This window comes from Acinetobacter sp. CIP A162 (assembly GCF_000367905.1).
GTDB classification, from domain to species: domain Bacteria; phylum Pseudomonadota; class Gammaproteobacteria; order Pseudomonadales; family Moraxellaceae; genus Acinetobacter; species Acinetobacter lwoffii.
This window is the reverse complement of the sequence record NZ_KB849158.1, coordinates 90,869-108,771: the sequence shown is the minus strand read 5'-3', so window position 1 is coordinate 108,771 and position 17,903 is coordinate 90,869. Positions and strand designations below refer to the sequence as shown.

Sequence of the window (17,903 nt, the reverse complement as noted above, 5' to 3'; positions counted from 1 at the left end):
TTAGGGTTAGCTTTTATGCTGAAGAAAACTGCTCGTCGCATAAGTCAGCTATCACATATAGAAAATCAATTAAAACATGCAATAACAGACTGAAAATCAATAAACCCATAATAAAAATAGGTGTATATTGAAAATACGATTTCACGCATAAGAGCATCTTCGCATGTCGACTAAATTTATCATCCGTTTTGCTGCGATTCTATTTTCTGTACTTATTTTGACTGCATTAGCCATTCAATTTTTCTTTAAACCGGACGTAACCGTAGTTCTATGGATTTTCGCTGTACCTTTCATTTTGGGCATCCCAATTTTGGCTTCTGTTGTATTGACCACCAATGATGAACTTGATATTCATAGCGTTAATTAGGCTTGAACCTTAAACTGGCGCATTTAAAGTGCATCTAATCTTTGCTGATAGAGCAGCCGGCATTTGCACTTAGTTCAAAAAAACAGGCCTTATTTTAAAGCAATGCCAGTCAGTTAAGCATGCACTAGAAAATGTAGTAAAAATGAGTGTATGTTTACGCTCATTTTTTTATCAGGTTATTCCAGAATTTGGATTTAACTCTCAAATCATCATGATTTACATAAACTCTAAGAAATAAGGGAATATTCTTATCATTATTCATTCAAAATAGGTCTTCATCATAAAACTCATCATTTTAGAGAAAACAGAATGCCTAAAAATAATTATCTATCAGCTCTAGAACAAGTTTATGACTTTTTAAAGGAACGACCAGGTTTTAAGGATAAAAGTGAATTTGATAAAGCGGTAGAATATTTTAGAACTCTACATGAAAGTGATCCTCTGGATTTCAGAGTTCAAGCACCGAATACTGTCGCTGGAAAATTTGGGGCTAAAGAGACTATAAATTTAGGGTCTATGCCAGAATTCAGTAATAAGGAAAATTTCCTTAACTGGATAGATACGCAAATTAACCACTAGTTGAAGGACTTTAAGCAAACGCATCATGCGGCAGGTTTTCATTTATTATTCATACATTCATTAACATGTAGTACAGAAAACAATCGAAACTGAGTTGGAAAACTACAAATTTGAATGATAACTTTATATTCAAATCTTCCCAGTAAAGAGGTGAGCAATGAAGTTGTTGACTTTGGTTGGTATGGGAGTAGCAGCGAGTTATTGTTATAAAACTATGAAAAATGGCAAGCTTGCTCTTTCAAAACCTGACTTTGATGAAAGTGTAAAACGATTTGTACTGCAAGAATTTGCAGCTTAGTTCTTCACGATATATTTTCCAAAAAGGCTCATCGGAAGATGGGCTTTTTTATTTTCTAAAAATTTATAATTCTAATATTCAGATTAAAAGCAGTTTAATTATAGCCACCATGTTATAAACCTACCTCGTGATCTATTTTAAATAATTAAATGAGAGCTAATGGATGATGAAGATGGAAATGAATGGTGCGAGCTTATATATTCTGAAGCCTTGAGAATATATAAACCAACAAAATACAACACAGTCAACAAACTGAGATTCTTTGCGCTGATTTTAGAATTATTCGCAGAAATGCAGCATGAGGATGTAATAATTCAAGTAAAGGCCGTGAATGTAAAACTTAAATTGAGATCTAAAAATTACATTTTTTGGGTGTTTGAAATGCCTGATTTTCAGGATAAGACGTTATTTTTAACTTATATGTCTAGCAAATTAAGTCAGCTATAAGGTGTCGTTGAAAGCTAAAATCGCCAATTACTTCAACAAGTATAGTTATTTTTTATAAAACTATAATTTTTTTATATGTTAATGGTGTATTTATATATTTTTATCAATAGCTTGCTTATTCTCTAGTCGTTGCTCACTTTGACAACATACCTGAATCAGCGCAAAAGTGAAAAGGGGAAGACCTATCGAAAGATGGGCTTTTTTAATATGTATAGCTTATTGAACGAAAAGTAACTTAAAGCAAATGTAAGAAAACAGTTTATTAATACTCTCTATACTTTATTGGTAAATTCACAGTGCTATATTCGTTTTGCGAAAACAAGAAAACGCAAATAATATGAAGAAAATGACTACAGCACTAGCCCGCTTATTTGAAAAAGTAAGTGGGCTTTTTAATTGAAAAATTAATGTAATATTATGCTAATGTATAAATTATAAGTTTATATATAATGCATGAATAGATTCTATCGCTGTAGTTTCTTTCCAATTTCAGCCTCCTTCCCTAAGGAGGCATTTTTTTTGTCGGTAGAAAATAATGTTCCAATGACTATTGTGTTTATTCAGTTACACAAATGATCATCGTTGACTATTGAATGAATCTTTCAAATATTTGAGCATGATATTTTATTAGTTAAATAAGTGATGGATCGCCATGATAGATGAAGAAAAGCCTTTAAACTTCGACAACGATAGTGAACCTCAAGATTTCGAAGATGAAGAATTTATCGATGATAAGAAAGAGGATGAAATGTACAATGCTATTACCAAAGATGGTTCTAGTGTTGATCCTGCGGATGATGGGACGCGTCATATTCGCCCTGAAGACGGTGATCCGATAGAAGTTGAAGAGTAATAAAAAGCCCAATTTAATATTGGGCTTTTTTATCGTCTGGTGGATGAGAATGAAAATACAATTTTTCCCATATGGAATTGAGCGGATTTATCAAAAACCCCATCTAGAAAATTTAATTATTCATTGAAATGATTTTTTTTCACTTAATAAAAAAGCCCTCATTAATGAGAGCTTTTATGTCAATTCAATCTAGCAAAATAGCCTAATAAGATATTTAAAATGGGGTGCAATTAATCGTTAAACGTCTCATTTAAAGCAGTTTGAACCGCTTCAACCCGGGCCTTGCAAGCTTTATAGGCAGTCATGGATTCTTCCACGATTTTCATCAAGTTATCAATATCCGGTTCTTGCTGAGATTCGAGCAGTTCCGCATTCTTTTTCAAGATGTCATAGCCTTGTTGGAAGCTCAAAGTATCATGATTCATGAGGAAGTACCTGTATAAGTTGTGCTGAAAAAATGCCGTCATGTAATTCGACTTCAACCAGATCGCTGGACTGAATCTGTTGAATAGAGGCAACCATATGTTCTTGCTGGCGCACGATGGCATAACCCTTGGATAAAACATGTTTAGGATTTTGTAGTAGCGTTTCCCGCATCAGGGCATCGAGCTGTTGATTGATGAGCAGGGTATGCTGTTGGGCCAGACTGGCAGTATTGGCCTTGATCTGTTGCAGACGTTGCAGCGCATCCATAATCTGGTTATTGGCCAGACTTTGAATCAGTTTCAAAAATTGATCATTCTGATTTTGATAAGCCTGAATCTGTTGCTGAGATAAACGCTGAATGCGCTGTAGATAATTCAGGACATCCTGGGTTAGTTCAAAGATATGATTGCGGATTCCTGCAATGACTTTACTCGGAGTATCAAAGGAGCGATGCGCAATCTCATCCAGAATGGTGCGGTCTTTTTCATGTCCGATGCCGACCCAGACCGGCACCGAACGCTTGCAAAGCAGTGCAGCCAGATCATAATCATTCAAATAAGCCAGATCATTGACTGCGCCACCACCTCGTATAATCACAATCAGATCCGGTGCTGTACTATAAGTCTGTGCCCATTGTTTAAGTGCTTGTGCCAGACTGTACATAATACTTTGCGGGGCAGTATTTCCCTGAAAAGTCGCACTGTAATAGATAAACTCACACACTTGCGCACGCTGCAGTGCATCGGCATCTTTTTTAAAATCTCCCAGGCCTGCTGCATTTTCGGGAGCAATCACCAGAATCCGGTTCAGGTCAAAAGGGCTGGGCAAGTTTCTATTGCGCTGAATCAGTCCTTCAGTCGCCAACCGCTCAACAATCTGCTGATAACGCCGGGCAATATCCCCAAGGGTATAGCCCGAATCAATCTCGACAATATTTAAAGAAAAGCCATATTGCGGATCGAAATTGGCTTTGACTTTAATCAGCACTTTCAGATCGCGACTTAACTCAATTCCGCTTTCACGTTCAAACTGCGTGACAATTTTCTGGGCACTAAATTTCCAGATGGTCGCTCGGCAACTGGCAATCACCTGATCGCTATCTGCTTCTTTTTCTGCCAGCTCCAGATAATAATGGCCGGCTTTAATGCTTAGATTACGAATCTCGGCTTTGACCCATACTGGTGTATCGAAAGTGAGTTTGACTACTTCCTGAACCGTAGCAAGATATTCCTTGAGGGAGAGTTGAGGGTCGTTTGTCATGCCAATAGAAAGTTTAAAATTCAATCAAATATTAAATCAATCCAGCACAGATCACAAATCTAAAAATGAAGTCATATTTGATTTGTGTAATGACAATGCAATGCTATTGAAATGCATAATCACTTAGTTCAGGCGATTCGTCTGGGATTTTCGTATTTTGGAGAGGTTCTTCTCTTCTGTTTATCTTGTTCATTGAGAGAATTTATAGCGTTGAAGTCGTTAATTCACAAAGGTCCTATTTCTATTCTTTAATGAAAAAGTACGGTTAAAAATGTACACAGACTTGTGTCTGGCAAGGACAAGGAAATATGCTAAATTGGTGAAGAATTATTGAAGAAGAATAGGCTCTCATGAAAAAAACAATGCTGTTCGGTTTGCTGGCTGTCGCTCTAAGCGCATGTACCACCACGCCGCAATCTGAGACGGAAGCTCCTAAAATAGGTTCAGCGAATCCTGCAAGCGCTTATTGTGTCAATCAGGGTGGCAAGCTTGAAATTCGTACTGAAAGCAATGATCAGGTGGGATATTGCCATTTAAAGAATGGTCAGGTGGTCGAGGAGTGGGAATTATTGCATATGAATCAACCTAAATGTATTGCTGATCAGGCGACAGCGTTGGTCGGTCAGTCCAATTTGACTGAAGCGCAAATCAAGCAGAAAACTAAGGCACAAATCGTACGTATGGTCGAACCGGGTCAAGCGGTGACGATGGATTATCGTGAAGAACGAGTGACTGTAACTGTAGATCCTGCAAGTAAAAAGATTATCGAGGCTTCATGCGGTTAATTACACAAAATGAAAAAGCCCATTGATGGGCTTTTTTTAATTCATTACAACTGGCATTTTGAAATGACAAATCTTCCCCGATCTTTTATATTGCCCCTCGGAAGGAGAAATTCATGAAAAAGTTATTGGCTTTATCGTTTATGCTGGCGCTTGCCGGTTGTGCCGAGAAGAAACCCTTAACCCCTGAAGAGCAGTGGCAAGGTTATTGTCGAAGTGTCGGTAATGCGGCGCGTACCATTATGCTGGATCGTCAGAATGCGATTGAGAAAGAAAAAGCAATCGAGCATGCCAACAAGATCGACGACGAAACCACCAAAGGTTTTATCCTGAATATTATTGATGAAGTCTATGCAATTCCAGCCGAAGAGATTAAGGCAGATGTAAAAGCAGCCCGTGAAAAAGTCCGCGCTGAATTTACTGCAAAGTGTATTGCGACACCGCATGATGAATTACCAGATTACAAACCGTTCTAAGGAACGGTTTTTTTATATCTGGATAAAATTATCCAACCCATATTTCCCATTAAACGTATTGGTGGTGTTTCAAAAAGTATGCTGAAAAAAAGCAGGTTGGATTTTGATAAAATAGAGAAATGCGAATAACTCTAGAAATCAAGTGTCCAGCCTGCCTAAGTGACAGTATAAAGAAAAATGGCACAAAAGTAGATGGTAAGCAAAATTACCAATGTAAAATATGCAGACGTCAATTTATTGGTGATCATGCTCTCAGTTATCAAGGCTGTCACTCAGGTATCAAAACCAAAATATTACACCTCATGGTGCGAGGCAGTGGTGTCAGGGATATAGCAGAAATTGAAAGAGTAAGTATCGGTAAAGTTCTACGGACACTTAGCCAATCAAAATATCAACTTCGAGCACAGCAAAGTCATTATGAAACCCTTGAAGTAGATGAGTTTTGGACTTTTGTTGGTCATAAGCAAAATAAACAATGGCTAATTTATGCCTATCATCGAGAAACAGGTGAAATTGTTGCTTATGTATGGGGTAACCGAGATTTAGCCACTGCAAAACGACTTAAATTAAAATTGAAGCAGTTAGGTGTAAGCTATACATGTATATCAAGTGACCATTGGGATAGCTTTGTTACGACCTTTAAAGAATGCAAACAGTTGATTGGTAAATTTTTCACTGTGGGTATAGAAGGCAATAATTGTCGATTACGGCATCGAATCAGGCGAGGCTTTAGGAGAAGCTGCAACTTCTCCAAAAAGCTTGAAAATCATTTCAAAGCCTTTGATTTAGTGTTCTTTTATATCAATAATGGATTCGTTTAATGCCAGCATACTTTTTGAAACACCACCAACGTATTTAAATATAAGCATCTTCAAAAGACTAAATAATAAAAATAGCTTAAGCAAAATGTACACGTTGTGACAATTTCTAAATCTAAAATATAGAAATACTTATCTTTATATTGAATAATGAATTTAACTCCAATTAACCGAGGAGTAGCACAATATGGAAGTCGTAAGATATTTGCATCATTCTGATCTGCTGCTGGAAGATGAAGAGGGCGTGGTCATTATTGGCGGCAGTCGCTATGTACTCAGCGTCGGTGACAAAGTCGTTTTAAAGAAGATACTAGAACAAGATAAAAAGCTTTATCAGGTTGATATTTCCTTTGCCAGCAATAATCACAGTAGCACCTATGAAGATGAATGCGTGGTGAAATTCCAAGGCTGCCGAGACTCATATCAGCAGTATTTAAACTCGACCACTGTACACTAAGGTGGAGTATCTTTTTAACTTCAAATCAGGCAACATCAGGGTTGCCTTTTTTATGCATTAAATTCAGTTAAAAGGGCCTATTCATGGGCTTGTTTCGTGTGGTGTAAGCTGGAACTGATTATGGAATAATCATTAAGAGCATCATTTAGTTATAAAATAACGAGCATCACGAAGAAACACTTGAGTTGCATTAACTTTTAACTGGAAATTTAGTAAAATTTCGGAGTCCATATTATTTATGAAGCTTGGAATAAGCAGGAATTCATAAGTAATTTTTTAAAAAAGAGGAATAACACTGTGCTAGAAGCTTACCGCCAACACGTTGAAGAACGTGCCGCACTCGGAGTCCCACCGAAGCCACTTGACGATGCCCAAACAGCTGCATTAGTTGAACTACTAAAAAACCCGCCAGTTGGTGAAGAAGCATACTTGGTAGATTTGCTTGAAAACCGTGTACCAGCAGGTGTTGACCAAGCTGCATATGTAAAAGCTGCGTTCTTAGCTGCATTGGCAAAAGGCGAAGCAACCTCTCCACTCGTTTCTAAAGAACGTGCTGTTTACTTACTAGGTACTATGCTTGGTGGTTATAACGTAGCGCCTTTAGTTGAACTTTTAGACAATGCTGAGCTTGCTGAACTTGCAGCTGAAGCATTGAAAAAAACGCTTCTTGTATTTGATGCATTCCATGACGTTGCTGATAAAGCAAAAGCTGGTAACGCAAATGCTCAAGCAGTTATGCAGTCTTGGGCTGACGCTGAATGGTTCACTAGCCGTAAAGACGTTCCTGAAGAAATCAAACTGACTGTTTTCAAAGTAACTGGCGAAACCAACACTGACGACTTGTCACCTGCACAAGACGCTTGGAGCCGTCCAGACATTCCATTGCACGCAAATGCAATGTTGAAAAACGTACGTGACGGAATCAATCCAGAAGTTCCTGGTGAAGTGGGTCCACTTAACCAGATTAAAGAACTGATCGCGAAAGGCAACCAGGTTGCTTACGTGGGTGACGTTGTTGGTACAGGTTCATCTCGTAAATCTGCAACTAACTCTGTACTTTGGTTCTTCGGTGACGACATCCCGCACATCCCGAACAAAAAAGACGGTGGTTACTGCCTAGGTTCTAAAATCGCTCCGATTTTCTTCAACACCATGGAAGATGCGGGTGCATTACCGATCGAGATCGATGTTGCCAACATGAACATGGGCGACGAAATCGTTCTTAAGATCGATCACGCTGCTGCTAAAGTAACTGCGTTCAAAGACGGCGCACAAATCGCTGAAGCTGAACTTAAAACTCCAGTACTTCTAGACGAAGTTCGTGCTGGTGGTCGTATTAACCTGATCGTAGGTCGTGGTTTGACGACTAAAGCGCGTGAAGCTTTAGGTCTTCCAGTATCTACAATGTTCCGTACTCCGGTTCAGCCTGCTGCAACTGGTAAAGGTTTCACTCAAGCTCAGAAGATGGTTGGTCGCGCTTGTGGTCTTCCTGAAGGTCAAGGTGTACTTCCAGGTACTTACTGTGAACCTAAGATGACTACTGTGGGTTCGCAAGATACAACTGGTCCAATGACTCGTGACGAATTGAAAGACTTGGCTTGCCTAGGCTTCTCTGCTGACCTTGTTATGCAATCTTTCTGTCATACAGCTGCGTATCCAAAACCAGTTGACGTTCAAATGCAACACACGCTTCCTGATTTCATCATGAACCGTGGTGGTGTTTCTCTACGTCCAGGTGACGGTATTATCCACTCTTGGTTAAACCGTATGCTTCTTCCAGATACCGTTGGTACTGGTGGTGACTCGCATACTCGTTTCCCAATCGGTATTTCATTCCCGGCGGGTTCTGGTCTTGTAGCGTTCGCTGCAGCAACTGGTGTTATGCCTCTTGATATGCCTGAATCTGTACTTGTGAAGTTCAAGGGTAAAATGCAGCCTGGTATCACGCTACGTGACCTTGTACATGCAATTCCTTACTACGCAATTAAGGAAGGCGACCTAACTGTAGAGAAGAAAGGTAAGAAAAACATCTTCTCTGGTCGTATCCTTGAGATCGACTTAACAGAAATGGAAACTGACCTGACTGTTGAGCAAGCATTCGAGCTTTCTGATGCTTCTGCTGAACGTTCTGCTGCTGGTTGTTCTATCACGCTTTCTGAAGAGAAAGTTGCTGAATACCTTCGTTCAAACATCACCATGTTGAAGTGGATGATTTCTGAAGGTTATGGCGATGCGCGTACTATGGCTCGTCGTGTTGAGAACATGGAAAAATGGTTGGCTAACCCAAGCCTGATCAAAGCGGATGCTGACGCTGAATACACGAAAGTGTATGAAATCGATCTTGCAGACATCAAAGAACCTATTCTTTGCTGCCCGAACGATCCAGATGATGCGAAACTTCTTTCTGATGTTCAAGGCGCGAAAATTGACGAAGTATTCGTTGGTTCTTGTATGACGAACATCGGTCACTTCCGTGCGACTGGTAAGTTACTTGAGAAAGTTCCAGGTGGTGCGTTGTCAACTCGTTTGTGGATTGCTCCACCTACGCGTATGGACGAACATCAGTTGATGGAAGAAGGTTTCTATAACATTTATGGTAAAGCTGGCGCGCGTACTGAAATGCCAGGTTGTTCATTATGTATGGGTAACCAAGCACGTGTAGCTCCGAACACGACTTGTGTATCGACTTCTACGCGTAACTTCCCGAACCGTTTAGGTCAAGGTGCTAACGTTTACCTGGCTTCTGCTGAACTTGCTTCTGTTGCTGCTGTATTGGGTAAATTGCCTTCTCCAGAAGAATACCAACAGTACGCAGCTCAAATTGACAGCATGTCAGCTGACATCTATCAATACTTAAGCTTCGACAAGATGAGCGAATATACTAACGCCGCTAAAGACGTTGATACGAAGAAAATTGCTGCTGCTCAGTTGACTTAATGAGCTAGGGTTAAGAAAAGTCGAAAGGCTTTTCCCTAGCGCAAGAGCAAATCTATGATTTGCTTTGAAAATTAAGTAATAAGCGGTATAAGATAAGGGCTGAGTAATCAGCCCTTATTTTTTGGTCGGTCAATAATGAATGCTTTCATGAGATGGTTTGAGGAAGTCCGGTTAGTGCATGGATTTCTTTTATGTTGTTTTTTCGCTGTTTTGTTTGCAGGTCTACTAAATCTATTCAAAGATTGTTTCAGCGAAGAAATATTTGGAATTATAACTAATGTAAGTATTGCTTTAGCAGCAAGTATATTTGTTTCTTTTTTGTGGAATAAGGTAATTTTTGATGCAACTAAACATTATAAGAAATCTGGCATATTAGATTATTTTGATGATTTTTCAAAAGTAGAACAGAAATTAAAAAAAGAATTTCGAAATTGTAAAAATATTGAAATTTTCTTCATGTATGGAAGTACTTTTTTAAATAGTAATAGTTCACTTATTAAAGAAGCATTAGCCAAAAAAAATAATGTAATAACTTTTATGTTAGCAGATAAAGAAAACCCATTCTTAAAATCATATCAGAATTATTGGGAATACCCACCGGGGCGATTTGAAGAACTGATTGATACTACTGTAACGAATCTAATTAAATGGCATCAAGATATTCCATCACATGAAAGGGCACAATTATTTATATATAAGTACACAAAAGGATGTTTTACTTATAGCTATTATAAAATTGATGATAAAATATATTTTGTTCCTAATAAAGCTTTCTCTGAAAAAACGTTTAAGCCAATTACTGTTTTTGCAAGAAAAACCACAGACTCTAATTGTTTATATCAAAGAGTAACTCGTGAAAAAGATGCGATGATCTCGACTAATGAGTTATCACAAATTTATCCTACCTAGGTTTATATAATGTATTGTGTTCTAGATTTAGAAACTACAGGTATTAATCAGTTTTATGATCAACCAATTGAGATTGGTGCAATACTAGTAGATAAGAATCTAAAAATTCTTGATAGATTTCATTCATATATGCATATTCCTGAAACACTGAAGTTTTCTAATTCAGCTAAAGAAACTCATGGATTAGATGAGAGTTTTCTCAGAAATAAGCCGACTCAAGCTATGGTATTAAAAAGATTTTTTCATCAATTTGGATATGATTTTAGATTTGTAACTTGGAATATGTCTTTCGATATTGGTTTTTTTAGGCGTATGTGTTATGAAAATAATTTTCAAAAAGAATTCGATAAACTCAACTATAGACATTTAGATCTACAGTCTATGTTTTTCTATTACTGTGAAAAAAAGGGATACCTTAATTTAAGATCCTTAGATGATGCTTGTCAACATTTTGGAATTTCTAGAAGCCAATATCACAATGCTCTAGAGGATGTACAAATTACTTATAATGTATTTAAAAAATTAATGTCTAAAGTAGATTATTAACTTGGCTGATTAGAAATGCCCAAACAATCCCGCTTCCTCTGTATCGGTGGCTTCCTCAACGGAAGCCAAGTCAAAGACCAAGGTGACAGTTTTATCTGTGTCGAAAAAGGCAAAAATGTCACTTATACCAAAAAGGAAATCTTCCATCCTGATTCATGGGATCACGACTATTATGTTTGTGAAACGACCACAGACAAACAGGCACGAAATTGGGTTTATGACATTGAGACAAAATAATATTTAATTCGATAAAGAAAGACATGGGTTGGCGTTATCGTCAGCCCATTTTTATATCCGTTTTAAAATATTCAGACAATAAAAAGCCCCATGGTTAAGTGCTATCCCAAATAGCTGAATTATAATAATATTCCATGGGGTTGTTTAATAAGACTATATAAAACAACAAATTAAATAAAAATGAATAACATGATCCACCTTAAAAACTTCTTCTTAAACCCATTCTAATTGAACATATTGGACGTTTTGGACGAAAAATAAGTTAAGATGAAAGACTATTTACGCCAAGATTACGCCAGAAATGAAACTACCAAAAGCAAGGAAACGTGGAGAGTCATACCGCATTGAGCTGATGTTTAACGGTAAGCGCATCAGTGCTACGCGAGACACTGAAAAGGAATGTGAGCAATGGGCCATGCTCAAAATTCTAGAATTAAAAACTGAGCAAAATAAAAATCAAAGCGAAGTCAAACAACATTATCCATTTTCCGCACTAATGCATAAGTACTATGAGGAAATTGGAAGGCACAAGAAGTCCAGCAGAACCATCAGGATTTCAATTAAACAATTTCTTGATACTTATCCTGTTATCTCGGAAATGTCAGTGCACGACATTACGCCACAAATTCTGACTGACTGGCGCAACTCAAGATTAAAAAGCGTGAGTGTTGGTACTGTACTTCGCGATATATCTTTGTTTTCAGCTATCTTCACTTATGCCCAGAAAGAGCTTTTCCTTATTGAAAGCAATCCGTTCTCCATGGTTAGCAAACCATCTCAGCCAAAATCGAGAAATCGACGCATAAGCAATGCTGAAATTGATTTGGTGCTAGAGGCTCATAATTATGAGAGAGGGCAGACCCCAACCGAGATACAGCATTTTATTGCCTGGGCTTTTCTTTTTGCTATTGAAACAACTATGCGGCAAGGGGAGATACTATCCATTAAAAGGTCGAATATCCATAAAGACTATATCCATCTGCCTGACACAAAGAATGGCCATTCGCGTGATGTGCCATTGATGGATAGTGCGAAAGAGTTATTAAAACTAATTCCAGACAATGGATCCGACAAGCTAATTGATATAAGCAGCAGCACTTTTCAAAATACGTTTAGTAAAAGGGTGAAAAAGGCGAATATCAAAGAATTACATTTCCACGATACCCGACATGAAGGGATTACCAGATTGGTTAAATTAAGAAAGGTGCCAATTGAAATTCTAATGAAAATTACCGGTCACAAGACTGCCGGCATTTTGATTAATACTTACTACAACCCTACAGCAAGCGAAATCAGTGAGATGCTGAACGGGTCTAATTGACCCGTTTTGCTCCGCGTTTATTTCTTTGTGGCTTTGATAAGATCATCATGGCCACCTTGGTTTCATAAAGATGCTTACCTTCAGTTCCTTGGTTATAACCTTCCAGCTTTTTGATGATTGTGGTTTTGGCTAATCCGTATTTTTCAACCAACCACGACACCGGAACCAAAGCCGGCAAATCCTCCATCTTAAGCTGAACAATTTTCCCGCCAAAGATGTTCTGTCCAAGATAAAGCTGAGGCTCTACATCAGCTTCAACCGTGATTGTGTATTTTAATGCTCCCATCACAATCCCTCCAATTTCTTATCTACCTTAAGACAACTTTCAACATCTGCGATGGCTTTTTCTAACTTATCTGCATACATGGACCAGTTTAGCAATGCCTGTCCAAACCATGTTTTTGTAGCGATATTAAATCTTATGCTCTCTAAGTGACTTCTAGCATCCTCTAAGCCACCATACTGCACAACCAACTCATGACTTTCGACAAGGCGTTTTAGGTTGGTATAATTTAAGTCCATTACCAGTGGAGCATCATCAGTCAAAATATGCTTCGCGTATTCCCACCCAAACTTTTTAACAAACTCATTTGCTTTCAAGACACTTCTCCCAGACTTTTCACTACAGCTTCAGGCAACCCAAACACATCTTTAAAAGCCTTATCAAATTCACCGCTTTGGATGAACTGATCCATCAGATTTACTTGCTTATCGATCTCTAATTCTTCGTCGACATTTGCTTGTTGAATTTCAGTCATTGGCTGGCTCCTGTGCTTCGATCATCTCTAAAACAGCAATACAGCAATCTGAGTAACCCTTATCATATTCAGTCAAACGACCACGCCAAGCAGGGTCTTTGTGCTCATTGCAGAATTTCCTTAATACTTCCGGCACCGCTTGGGCTTTGGCTTCCTTCCACGCATCCCATGCAATCTTTTCTGACGCATACTCAATATTGTTATCATATTGAGCAAACCATTCCTTAAATGCTCTATCTTGAATATCCATCACGCCACCTCAAACGGCTTATATTTCTTAAATTCTTCAAACAATTGAGTTGCTGGCTTATTCAATCGGCCAGTCCCTGCAATCACCACATCACGCGGGAAGTTCTTATTCACCACTTCGCAAAAGAAGCGAACACCATGCTGATTGACCGTTGCTCTGTAGCCAATACTAAGCAGCCAGATAATGAATGCTTCAGTCATGAGCGGATGAACTAGAGTTGGTTTTTTCATGCTGCTTTCACTCCCTTGCTACGTTCAGCCATAAGCTTTACGTAATACTCCTGACAGTGCGGAATCTTGTCTTTGATCTTCTGGATGATTGACTCATCACGCTCAATGGCTACAGTGGTCAGGCGTTCACGAATGTCGATCCTCTCAACCATGTCGATCAACTGCTCCCGATCATCCCAATCCTTTGTGAGTTCCAGTGGAGTGGGAAATAACCAGAAATCCACCTCAGCAACTTCGCACTCATACAGCCACATATATGCCTGCATCTGAACGTCATAGCCTGCCTTTTTAACCTTCTCCATGGCTTCATCAACAAAGAAGGGGTGGGTGCCAATATCCCAGGTGCACTTCGTGTCGATAATCAACTTGCGCTCCAGATCCAGCACATCACACTCACCAGTGATCAGGTCATTACTGACCCGACCAACATGTTTTGTAAGCTTGCGAAATCGCATCTTTCCAGACATTTCAATCGCCACATCTTCAAGCAGATTTCCTTTGGCTGTGTACTGGTTGCCAGTGAACGAGCGGAAGCCATAAAGGTCTTCTTTCACAATCTTGCGAATAGAGTTTTTAGCATCGCTTGTAAGCACTTCGCTTTTCAGCTTTGGTGTGCCAATCAAGTTGCTTAAGGAAGAACAGCGAAATAACTTCATGGCAGCACCTCCACAGCTTGACGTTGCGCATCTGTCAGCGCGTATTCACTCAGCACATAATCTTTCTCGAATGCACCACCTTTGATTTGCTCAAGAAGCACTGGGAACTCAGCATCTGGAACAGTCATCTTGGTTTCAATTGCGCCTACTGACTCATTATGGTCGATGTAATCAAAATCATTGGTCTCTACATCACGAACAATCGCCTGATCCGCAAGTTGTGCTGTCTGCATTTCAATAGAAAGTGGTGCCTGTTTAGATAACAGCAGCTTGGTCACAGTCTTAAGAGCCATAGCTTCAAACTGGTCATGCCAGACACTTGAACCCCACTCGCCCTTACTTTTCTTTTCTTCAGCAGATTTATAGGTTTGACTGTATTTTCCTGCATGCTTAAGAACATCAGCCTTACTCATATACAGTTCAGCAGTAAAACCATTCAGCAGTTTAAAGAAAGCAACATAGCCAATCGCTTCACCTGAATTAGGTATAGTCCAATCAAACTCATAACCAAGTAATGGATTGGCAGAAACCAACTGGCCTGGATAAACAGGGGTTGCAGCGATACGGCTGAACTGACCTGAGCGCTGTGCCAACTGGATGAATCCCTTATATCCAAGTTGAAATTGAGCCTCTGTTACATACTCAAATTTGTTTGTATTAGGGTTTTTACGCTTCGTGTTGAATGGAACGATGTAAGCAAAGCCGAGATTATTATTTATTGGCAAGTCTAAAGTTGCAGCCATCATTGCAGCGTTAATTACCGTCGCAGGTTCAGCCTTTTTCAAATAACCTTGATTCGCAACCTGCATTACAGAGGCTAAAAATCCTTGAGTTTTTTTCCCTAGAATTTCTTCAAATTTTTGACGAATCTTTGCATCACTAACGTACTGTTTAATGTTCGCAGGAGCAGCAACCTGATCTTCTGTTTTCACTGGTGCATTCATCTCAAACCACCTCTTCAAATAGTTGTTCCGCGTACTCATTCACAAGACGCTGTAATTCTTTAATCTGCTCATCATTCAGCGTAAATGTCTGACCTTCCTCAGCTTCAAAGTTCCAAACATCCAGCAGCGTTACAGGCGTATCTTTCACGACCAACCATGAATCAATATCCACCGGTTCTGCAAATCGCATATCACCATCCGGACTGCGCATTTCAGTCATCGTGTGAGGCAGTACAGCCACCGAACAGTCGGCCGTTGCCCACAGGTTTTCACCAATCTGGCGATATAAACCAAACATCAGCACGTTATCTTCAATTGAAATATCAGAATCCACCTTGAAACTCGGTAGGTCTGAAAAGTACAAATCACGGGTGAAATCTTCATTTACCTTGCAATCAATTACCTTGGTGCTATGACCATCACGGCACAGAAATAAGGACTGGTTTCCGATGTGGTTGATGGGGCGCATTGCCGCACCACATCCACAGAATTGAGCGTAAGTGTTCATTTCACACCCCCCTTTCGATGCGAGCTTTTTCAATAGCTGTTCTAATTTTATCTAGGGTAATCTTGTGGTCGGACACTTGAATTTTTGTGTACTCCTGACACCCTGAATCAAATGCAATAAACGCCCTGCAAAACAAGTCTGGCTGACCAGCTCCACTCTTACCATTTACTGTGACAGTCCCGTTTTGGATAGACTTGCTTAATGCCCAAAGCACTGGCGACATGGTTTGATCTTGCAAAACAAGTTTTGTATATCGCTCTGCAATTACTTCAGCATCGTTTGGTTTTAGGAATATCTGCAAAACCGCAGCAGCTCTCACAGGTGACGCAGACACTGTTTTCTTCGCTGAAGGTGTTGCCAGTAAAAAAAATGGGTCTATGCTGTCACCAAACACTGAGTAATAATTAAGAACATCATCAGCAGTAAGTTTTTTTTCGCCATATATGAATGTTGAAATCTTATTGATAACTTCAGTAATGTTGCTTTCAAGCTTGGTTGTGTCTGAGTGTGTGCGTTTTACACCAATGTCCACATTTTTATAAGCATCAACAGGGACACCTGTTACAACCAAAACATGCTGAGCAACGCCAGACTTAACAATTGCTGATAAGCGATGCTGCCCATCAATCAAGACGCCATTAACATCAAAAGCAATTCCTTGATGAGTAAGCGAGTACTGCCCTTTAATCATGGCTTGTGACAGTGACTCAACCCAAGTCTTACGAAGCTTCCTGTTGCTGGTATTTTGCTTGAGGTATATTTCAGCTTTTTCAGGAGTGATTAACTCAACATTAGCTTTCATCATTTCACACCCCCAACAATCGCAGCATTAATCTTTTCAATCTCATAACGATCAACATAGGCATTCACAGTCTTGTCAAAATGCACCACGCTTAGAATGTCCAGAAACTCGACTGATGCATCATCTAAGGCATACTCGACATAGATGCTGTAATCGTCGGCTTTGACAGTAGCAATGCAGGTTTCATGGCAAGCGCGTTTAAGCACTTCATATTTTTGAGCGGTGATAACCACTTGAGGATTATCATCAGCAACTTTGGCAGGCTGGAAAGCGTAAGCTACTGCTATCCCCGCGCTGATTGATGCTGCAATGAATGCAGACTTGAGAATATTGGATTTAGTTGTCATAATAGTCTCACTCAGTAGGGTGATGGGTCATGCTCCAGGTTGTTACAGCAACGCTGGGGCTTTTCTTTGTTTGTGAGATAAATATAAGAAAACTTAGTTTTAGTGTCAAGCAGAAATATAAGAAATGTTAGTTTTATTTTTAGAAAACTTATTTTTTATGATTTAATAGACAAAAGAAAACCCACACAGGGTGGGTTATTTGGAGTTTGTTATGGATAAGAATCAAGAATTAGAACGTGGCATCATTCCTGCTGGAACGCGCATTAAGCTATATGAAGGCTCAATCACACTCCTAGAGAACGTTGCAGTAAACGCAAATCAAGAGTGGATTGATCGAGCAATCAAAGATCAAGATGATTACTACCTTGGTTTGGGGAGTATTGGTGATAAAAGTCTTACGAGTTCAACCAATCAGTAATTTTTTTATCAACATTCCAAGAGGCCCAAGAGCTTTTATCAACTTCAATAACAAATAAAACATCATCAGAATCTATATAGTTTTGAAGGAAGTCACGAACTTGACCCGCAGTTTTATTTGTCAGGATTATCCATTGTGATCTTGTGGGCCTAACCCAAATATCATTAGAAACAGCCTTTATGCCTTCGTACATTTTATTGTAATCCTTAGATTTTATTAAATCGTAAGTTACAGAATAGTAGGCCATATAGTTCTCCACCCGATCCAAGAGCCGCTC

28 protein-coding genes are annotated in these 17,903 nt (G+C 39.2%); 15 read left to right on the top strand and 13 right to left on the bottom strand.

Going from position 1 to position 17,903, the window contains the following annotated elements; translation table 11 throughout:
• The first annotated feature begins 163 nt into the window (after window positions 1-163).
• The 5 genes from F995_RS03155 (at window position 164) to F995_RS03140 (ending at window position 2,544) form a co-directional block, all read left to right on the top strand.
• Window positions 164-367 (top strand): hypothetical protein, encoded by a 204-nt coding sequence (locus tag F995_RS03155; protein ID WP_004278758.1) that lies wholly within the window; start codon window positions 164-166, stop codon window positions 365-367.
• Between the two features lie 309 nt (window positions 368-676).
• Complete coding sequence (locus F995_RS03150; protein WP_004278756.1) at window positions 677-946, top strand: hypothetical protein; 270 nt, start codon at window positions 677-679, stop codon at window positions 944-946.
• Window positions 947-1,103: 157 nt separating this feature from the next.
• Window positions 1,104-1,244 carry a hypothetical protein gene (locus F995_RS16755; RefSeq protein ID WP_004645377.1) on the top strand — a complete coding sequence of 47 codons (141 nt, stop codon included), beginning with the start codon at window positions 1,104-1,106 and terminating at the stop codon, window positions 1,242-1,244.
• A 159-nt stretch (window positions 1,245-1,403) separates the two neighbouring features.
• The gene (locus tag F995_RS03145) at window positions 1,404-1,691 is read left to right on the top strand and encodes a hypothetical protein (RefSeq protein ID WP_004278754.1); all 288 of its coding nucleotides are present in this window, start codon (window positions 1,404-1,406) and stop codon (window positions 1,689-1,691) included.
• Window positions 1,692-2,343: 652 nt separating this feature from the next.
• Window positions 2,344-2,544, top strand: coding sequence for a hypothetical protein (locus F995_RS03140; RefSeq protein ID WP_004278753.1), 201 nt, complete (start codon window positions 2,344-2,346; stop codon window positions 2,542-2,544).
• A gap of 230 nt (window positions 2,545-2,774) precedes the next feature.
• Here F995_RS03140 and xseB read toward each other — a convergent pair whose 3' ends face one another.
• The gene (gene xseB, locus F995_RS03135; protein ID WP_004278752.1) at window positions 2,775-2,969 is read right to left on the bottom strand and encodes an exodeoxyribonuclease VII small subunit; all 195 of its coding nucleotides are present in this window, start codon (window positions 2,967-2,969) and stop codon (window positions 2,775-2,777) included.
• Window positions 2,959-4,230 (bottom strand): exodeoxyribonuclease VII large subunit, encoded by a 1,272-nt coding sequence (gene xseA, locus F995_RS03130; RefSeq protein WP_004645376.1) that lies wholly within the window; start codon window positions 4,228-4,230, stop codon window positions 2,959-2,961. The genes xseB and xseA overlap by 11 nt, the downstream gene beginning before the upstream one ends.
• Window positions 4,231-4,580: 350 nt before the next feature.
• On the opposite strand from xseA, the gene F995_RS03125 reads away from it, so the two are divergent.
• The 9 genes from F995_RS03125 (at window position 4,581) to F995_RS03085 (ending at window position 12,713) form a co-directional block, all read left to right on the top strand.
• Window positions 4,581-5,015, top strand: a complete 435-nt coding sequence (locus F995_RS03125) for an I78 family peptidase inhibitor (RefSeq protein WP_004645375.1) — start codon at window positions 4,581-4,583, stop codon at window positions 5,013-5,015.
• Window positions 5,016-5,128: 113 nt separating this feature from the next.
• Window positions 5,129-5,488, top strand: coding sequence for a hypothetical protein (locus F995_RS03120; RefSeq protein ID WP_004645374.1), 360 nt, complete (start codon window positions 5,129-5,131; stop codon window positions 5,486-5,488).
• 119 nt (window positions 5,489-5,607) lie between these two features.
• Window positions 5,608-6,309, top strand: coding sequence for an IS1 family transposase (locus F995_RS03115; protein WP_004282341.1), 702 nt, complete (start codon window positions 5,608-5,610; stop codon window positions 6,307-6,309).
• A 184-nt stretch (window positions 6,310-6,493) separates the two neighbouring features.
• Window positions 6,494-6,763 (top strand): hypothetical protein, encoded by a 270-nt coding sequence (locus F995_RS03110; RefSeq protein WP_004645372.1) that lies wholly within the window; start codon window positions 6,494-6,496, stop codon window positions 6,761-6,763.
• 297 nt (window positions 6,764-7,060) lie between these two features.
• Window positions 7,061-9,700 (top strand): bifunctional aconitate hydratase 2/2-methylisocitrate dehydratase, encoded by a 2,640-nt coding sequence (locus F995_RS03105; protein WP_004645371.1) that lies wholly within the window; start codon window positions 7,061-7,063, stop codon window positions 9,698-9,700.
• Between the two features lie 135 nt (window positions 9,701-9,835).
• Entirely contained in the window at window positions 9,836-10,609 is a 774-nt protein-coding gene (locus F995_RS03100; RefSeq protein ID WP_016807062.1) for a hypothetical protein, read from the top strand.
• Window positions 10,610-10,618: 9 nt separating this feature from the next.
• The gene (locus F995_RS03095) at window positions 10,619-11,155 is read left to right on the top strand and encodes a 3'-5' exonuclease (RefSeq protein WP_004645369.1); all 537 of its coding nucleotides are present in this window, start codon (window positions 10,619-10,621) and stop codon (window positions 11,153-11,155) included.
• Between the two features lie 15 nt (window positions 11,156-11,170).
• Entirely contained in the window at window positions 11,171-11,392 is a 222-nt protein-coding gene (locus F995_RS03090; protein WP_004645368.1) for a hypothetical protein, read from the top strand.
• Between the two features lie 301 nt (window positions 11,393-11,693).
• The gene (locus tag F995_RS03085) at window positions 11,694-12,713 is read left to right on the top strand and encodes a tyrosine-type recombinase/integrase (RefSeq protein WP_004645367.1); all 1,020 of its coding nucleotides are present in this window, start codon (window positions 11,694-11,696) and stop codon (window positions 12,711-12,713) included.
• Here F995_RS03085 and F995_RS03080 read toward each other — a convergent pair.
• From F995_RS03080 to F995_RS03040, 10 genes are read right to left on the bottom strand one after another with little or no spacing between them, the layout of a single operon-like run.
• Window positions 12,706-12,999 carry a hypothetical protein gene (locus F995_RS03080; protein ID WP_004645366.1) on the bottom strand — a complete coding sequence of 98 codons (294 nt, stop codon included), beginning with the start codon at window positions 12,997-12,999 and terminating at the stop codon, window positions 12,706-12,708. The two genes, F995_RS03085 and F995_RS03080, sit on opposite strands and share 8 nt — an antisense overlap.
• A complete protein-coding gene (locus tag F995_RS03075) occupies window positions 12,999-13,313 on the bottom strand; it encodes a hypothetical protein (protein WP_004645365.1) in 315 nt (104 codons plus the stop codon). The genes F995_RS03080 and F995_RS03075 overlap by 1 nt, the downstream gene beginning before the upstream one ends.
• Window positions 13,310-13,471, bottom strand: a complete 162-nt coding sequence (locus tag F995_RS16750) for a hypothetical protein (RefSeq protein ID WP_004645364.1) — start codon at window positions 13,469-13,471, stop codon at window positions 13,310-13,312. Before F995_RS16750 ends, F995_RS03075 begins: the two co-directional genes overlap by 4 nt.
• On the bottom strand, window positions 13,464-13,721 hold the full coding sequence (locus F995_RS03070) for a hypothetical protein (protein WP_004645363.1): 258 nt from the start codon (window positions 13,719-13,721) through the stop codon (window positions 13,464-13,466). The genes F995_RS16750 and F995_RS03070 overlap by 8 nt, the downstream gene beginning before the upstream one ends.
• Window positions 13,721-13,951: a hypothetical protein gene (locus F995_RS03065; protein ID WP_004645362.1), complete on the bottom strand. Its 231-nt coding sequence runs from the start codon at window positions 13,949-13,951 to the stop codon at window positions 13,721-13,723. Before F995_RS03065 ends, F995_RS03070 begins: the two co-directional genes overlap by 1 nt.
• Window positions 13,948-14,607 (bottom strand): hypothetical protein, encoded by a 660-nt coding sequence (locus tag F995_RS03060; protein WP_004645361.1) that lies wholly within the window; start codon window positions 14,605-14,607, stop codon window positions 13,948-13,950. The genes F995_RS03065 and F995_RS03060 overlap by 4 nt, the downstream gene beginning before the upstream one ends.
• Entirely contained in the window at window positions 14,604-15,551 is a 948-nt protein-coding gene (locus F995_RS03055) for a recombinase RecT (RefSeq protein WP_004645359.1), read from the bottom strand. The genes F995_RS03060 and F995_RS03055 overlap by 4 nt, the downstream gene beginning before the upstream one ends.
• Window position 15,552: 1 nt before the next feature.
• Window positions 15,553-16,059, bottom strand: a complete 507-nt coding sequence (locus F995_RS03050; protein WP_004645358.1) for a hypothetical protein — start codon at window positions 16,057-16,059, stop codon at window positions 15,553-15,555.
• Window position 16,060: 1 nt separating this feature from the next.
• Complete coding sequence (locus tag F995_RS03045; RefSeq protein WP_004645356.1) at window positions 16,061-16,864, bottom strand: hypothetical protein; 804 nt, start codon at window positions 16,862-16,864, stop codon at window positions 16,061-16,063.
• Window positions 16,861-17,208: a PWWP domain-containing protein gene (locus F995_RS03040; RefSeq protein WP_004645355.1), complete on the bottom strand. Its 348-nt coding sequence runs from the start codon at window positions 17,206-17,208 to the stop codon at window positions 16,861-16,863. Before F995_RS03040 ends, F995_RS03045 begins: the two co-directional genes overlap by 4 nt.
• Before the next feature lie 211 nt (window positions 17,209-17,419).
• Between F995_RS03040 and F995_RS03035 the strand changes: the two genes are divergently transcribed.
• On the top strand, window positions 17,420-17,626 hold the full coding sequence (locus F995_RS03035) for a hypothetical protein (protein ID WP_004645354.1): 207 nt from the start codon (window positions 17,420-17,422) through the stop codon (window positions 17,624-17,626).
• On the opposite strand, the gene F995_RS03030 is transcribed toward F995_RS03035, so the two are convergent.
• Entirely contained in the window at window positions 17,604-17,873 is a 270-nt protein-coding gene (locus F995_RS03030) for a hypothetical protein (RefSeq protein WP_016807065.1), read from the bottom strand. The two genes, F995_RS03035 and F995_RS03030, sit on opposite strands and share 23 nt — an antisense overlap.
• Window positions 17,874-17,903: the final 30 nt, after the last annotated feature.

Excerpts from the sequence above, each read along its gene's own strand:
- F995_RS03155 (WP_004278758.1), top strand. The coding sequence starts at position 164 with ATGTCGACTAAATTTATCATCCGTTTTGCTGCGATTCTATTTTCTGTA.
- F995_RS03150 (WP_004278756.1), top strand. The coding sequence starts at position 677 with ATGCCTAAAAATAATTATCTATCAGCTCTAGAACAAGTTTATGACTTT.
- F995_RS16755 (WP_004645377.1), top strand. The coding sequence starts at position 1,104 with ATGAAGTTGTTGACTTTGGTTGGTATGGGAGTAGCAGCGAGTTATTGT.
- F995_RS03145 (WP_004278754.1), top strand. The coding sequence starts at position 1,404 with ATGGATGATGAAGATGGAAATGAATGGTGCGAGCTTATATATTCTGAA.
- F995_RS03140 (WP_004278753.1), top strand. The coding sequence starts at position 2,344 with ATGATAGATGAAGAAAAGCCTTTAAACTTCGACAACGATAGTGAACCT.
- xseB (WP_004278752.1), bottom strand. The coding sequence starts at position 2,969 with ATGAATCATGATACTTTGAGCTTCCAACAAGGCTATGACATCTTGAAA.
- xseA (WP_004645376.1), bottom strand. The coding sequence starts at position 4,230 with ATGACAAACGACCCTCAACTCTCCCTCAAGGAATATCTTGCTACGGTT.
- F995_RS03125 (WP_004645375.1), top strand. The coding sequence starts at position 4,581 with ATGAAAAAAACAATGCTGTTCGGTTTGCTGGCTGTCGCTCTAAGCGCA.
- F995_RS03120 (WP_004645374.1), top strand. The coding sequence starts at position 5,129 with ATGAAAAAGTTATTGGCTTTATCGTTTATGCTGGCGCTTGCCGGTTGT.
- F995_RS03115 (WP_004282341.1), top strand. The coding sequence starts at position 5,608 with ATGCGAATAACTCTAGAAATCAAGTGTCCAGCCTGCCTAAGTGACAGT.
- F995_RS03110 (WP_004645372.1), top strand. The coding sequence starts at position 6,494 with ATGGAAGTCGTAAGATATTTGCATCATTCTGATCTGCTGCTGGAAGAT.
- F995_RS03100 (WP_016807062.1), top strand. The coding sequence starts at position 9,836 with ATGAATGCTTTCATGAGATGGTTTGAGGAAGTCCGGTTAGTGCATGGA.
- F995_RS03095 (WP_004645369.1), top strand. The coding sequence starts at position 10,619 with ATGTATTGTGTTCTAGATTTAGAAACTACAGGTATTAATCAGTTTTAT.
- F995_RS03090 (WP_004645368.1), top strand. The coding sequence starts at position 11,171 with ATGCCCAAACAATCCCGCTTCCTCTGTATCGGTGGCTTCCTCAACGGA.
- F995_RS03085 (WP_004645367.1), top strand. The coding sequence starts at position 11,694 with ATGAAACTACCAAAAGCAAGGAAACGTGGAGAGTCATACCGCATTGAG.
- F995_RS03080 (WP_004645366.1), bottom strand. The coding sequence starts at position 12,999 with ATGGGAGCATTAAAATACACAATCACGGTTGAAGCTGATGTAGAGCCT.
- F995_RS16750 (WP_004645364.1), bottom strand. The coding sequence starts at position 13,471 with ATGACTGAAATTCAACAAGCAAATGTCGACGAAGAATTAGAGATCGAT.
- F995_RS03070 (WP_004645363.1), bottom strand. The coding sequence starts at position 13,721 with ATGGATATTCAAGATAGAGCATTTAAGGAATGGTTTGCTCAATATGAT.
- F995_RS03065 (WP_004645362.1), bottom strand. The coding sequence starts at position 13,951 with ATGAAAAAACCAACTCTAGTTCATCCGCTCATGACTGAAGCATTCATT.
- F995_RS03060 (WP_004645361.1), bottom strand. The coding sequence starts at position 14,607 with ATGAAGTTATTTCGCTGTTCTTCCTTAAGCAACTTGATTGGCACACCA.
- F995_RS03055 (WP_004645359.1), bottom strand. The coding sequence starts at position 15,551 with ATGAATGCACCAGTGAAAACAGAAGATCAGGTTGCTGCTCCTGCGAAC.
- F995_RS03050 (WP_004645358.1), bottom strand. The coding sequence starts at position 16,059 with ATGAACACTTACGCTCAATTCTGTGGATGTGGTGCGGCAATGCGCCCC.
- F995_RS03045 (WP_004645356.1), bottom strand. The coding sequence starts at position 16,864 with ATGATGAAAGCTAATGTTGAGTTAATCACTCCTGAAAAAGCTGAAATA.
- F995_RS03040 (WP_004645355.1), bottom strand. The coding sequence starts at position 17,208 with ATGACAACTAAATCCAATATTCTCAAGTCTGCATTCATTGCAGCATCA.
- F995_RS03035 (WP_004645354.1), top strand. The coding sequence starts at position 17,420 with ATGGATAAGAATCAAGAATTAGAACGTGGCATCATTCCTGCTGGAACG.
- F995_RS03030 (WP_016807065.1), bottom strand. The coding sequence starts at position 17,873 with ATGGCCTACTATTCTGTAACTTACGATTTAATAAAATCTAAGGATTAC.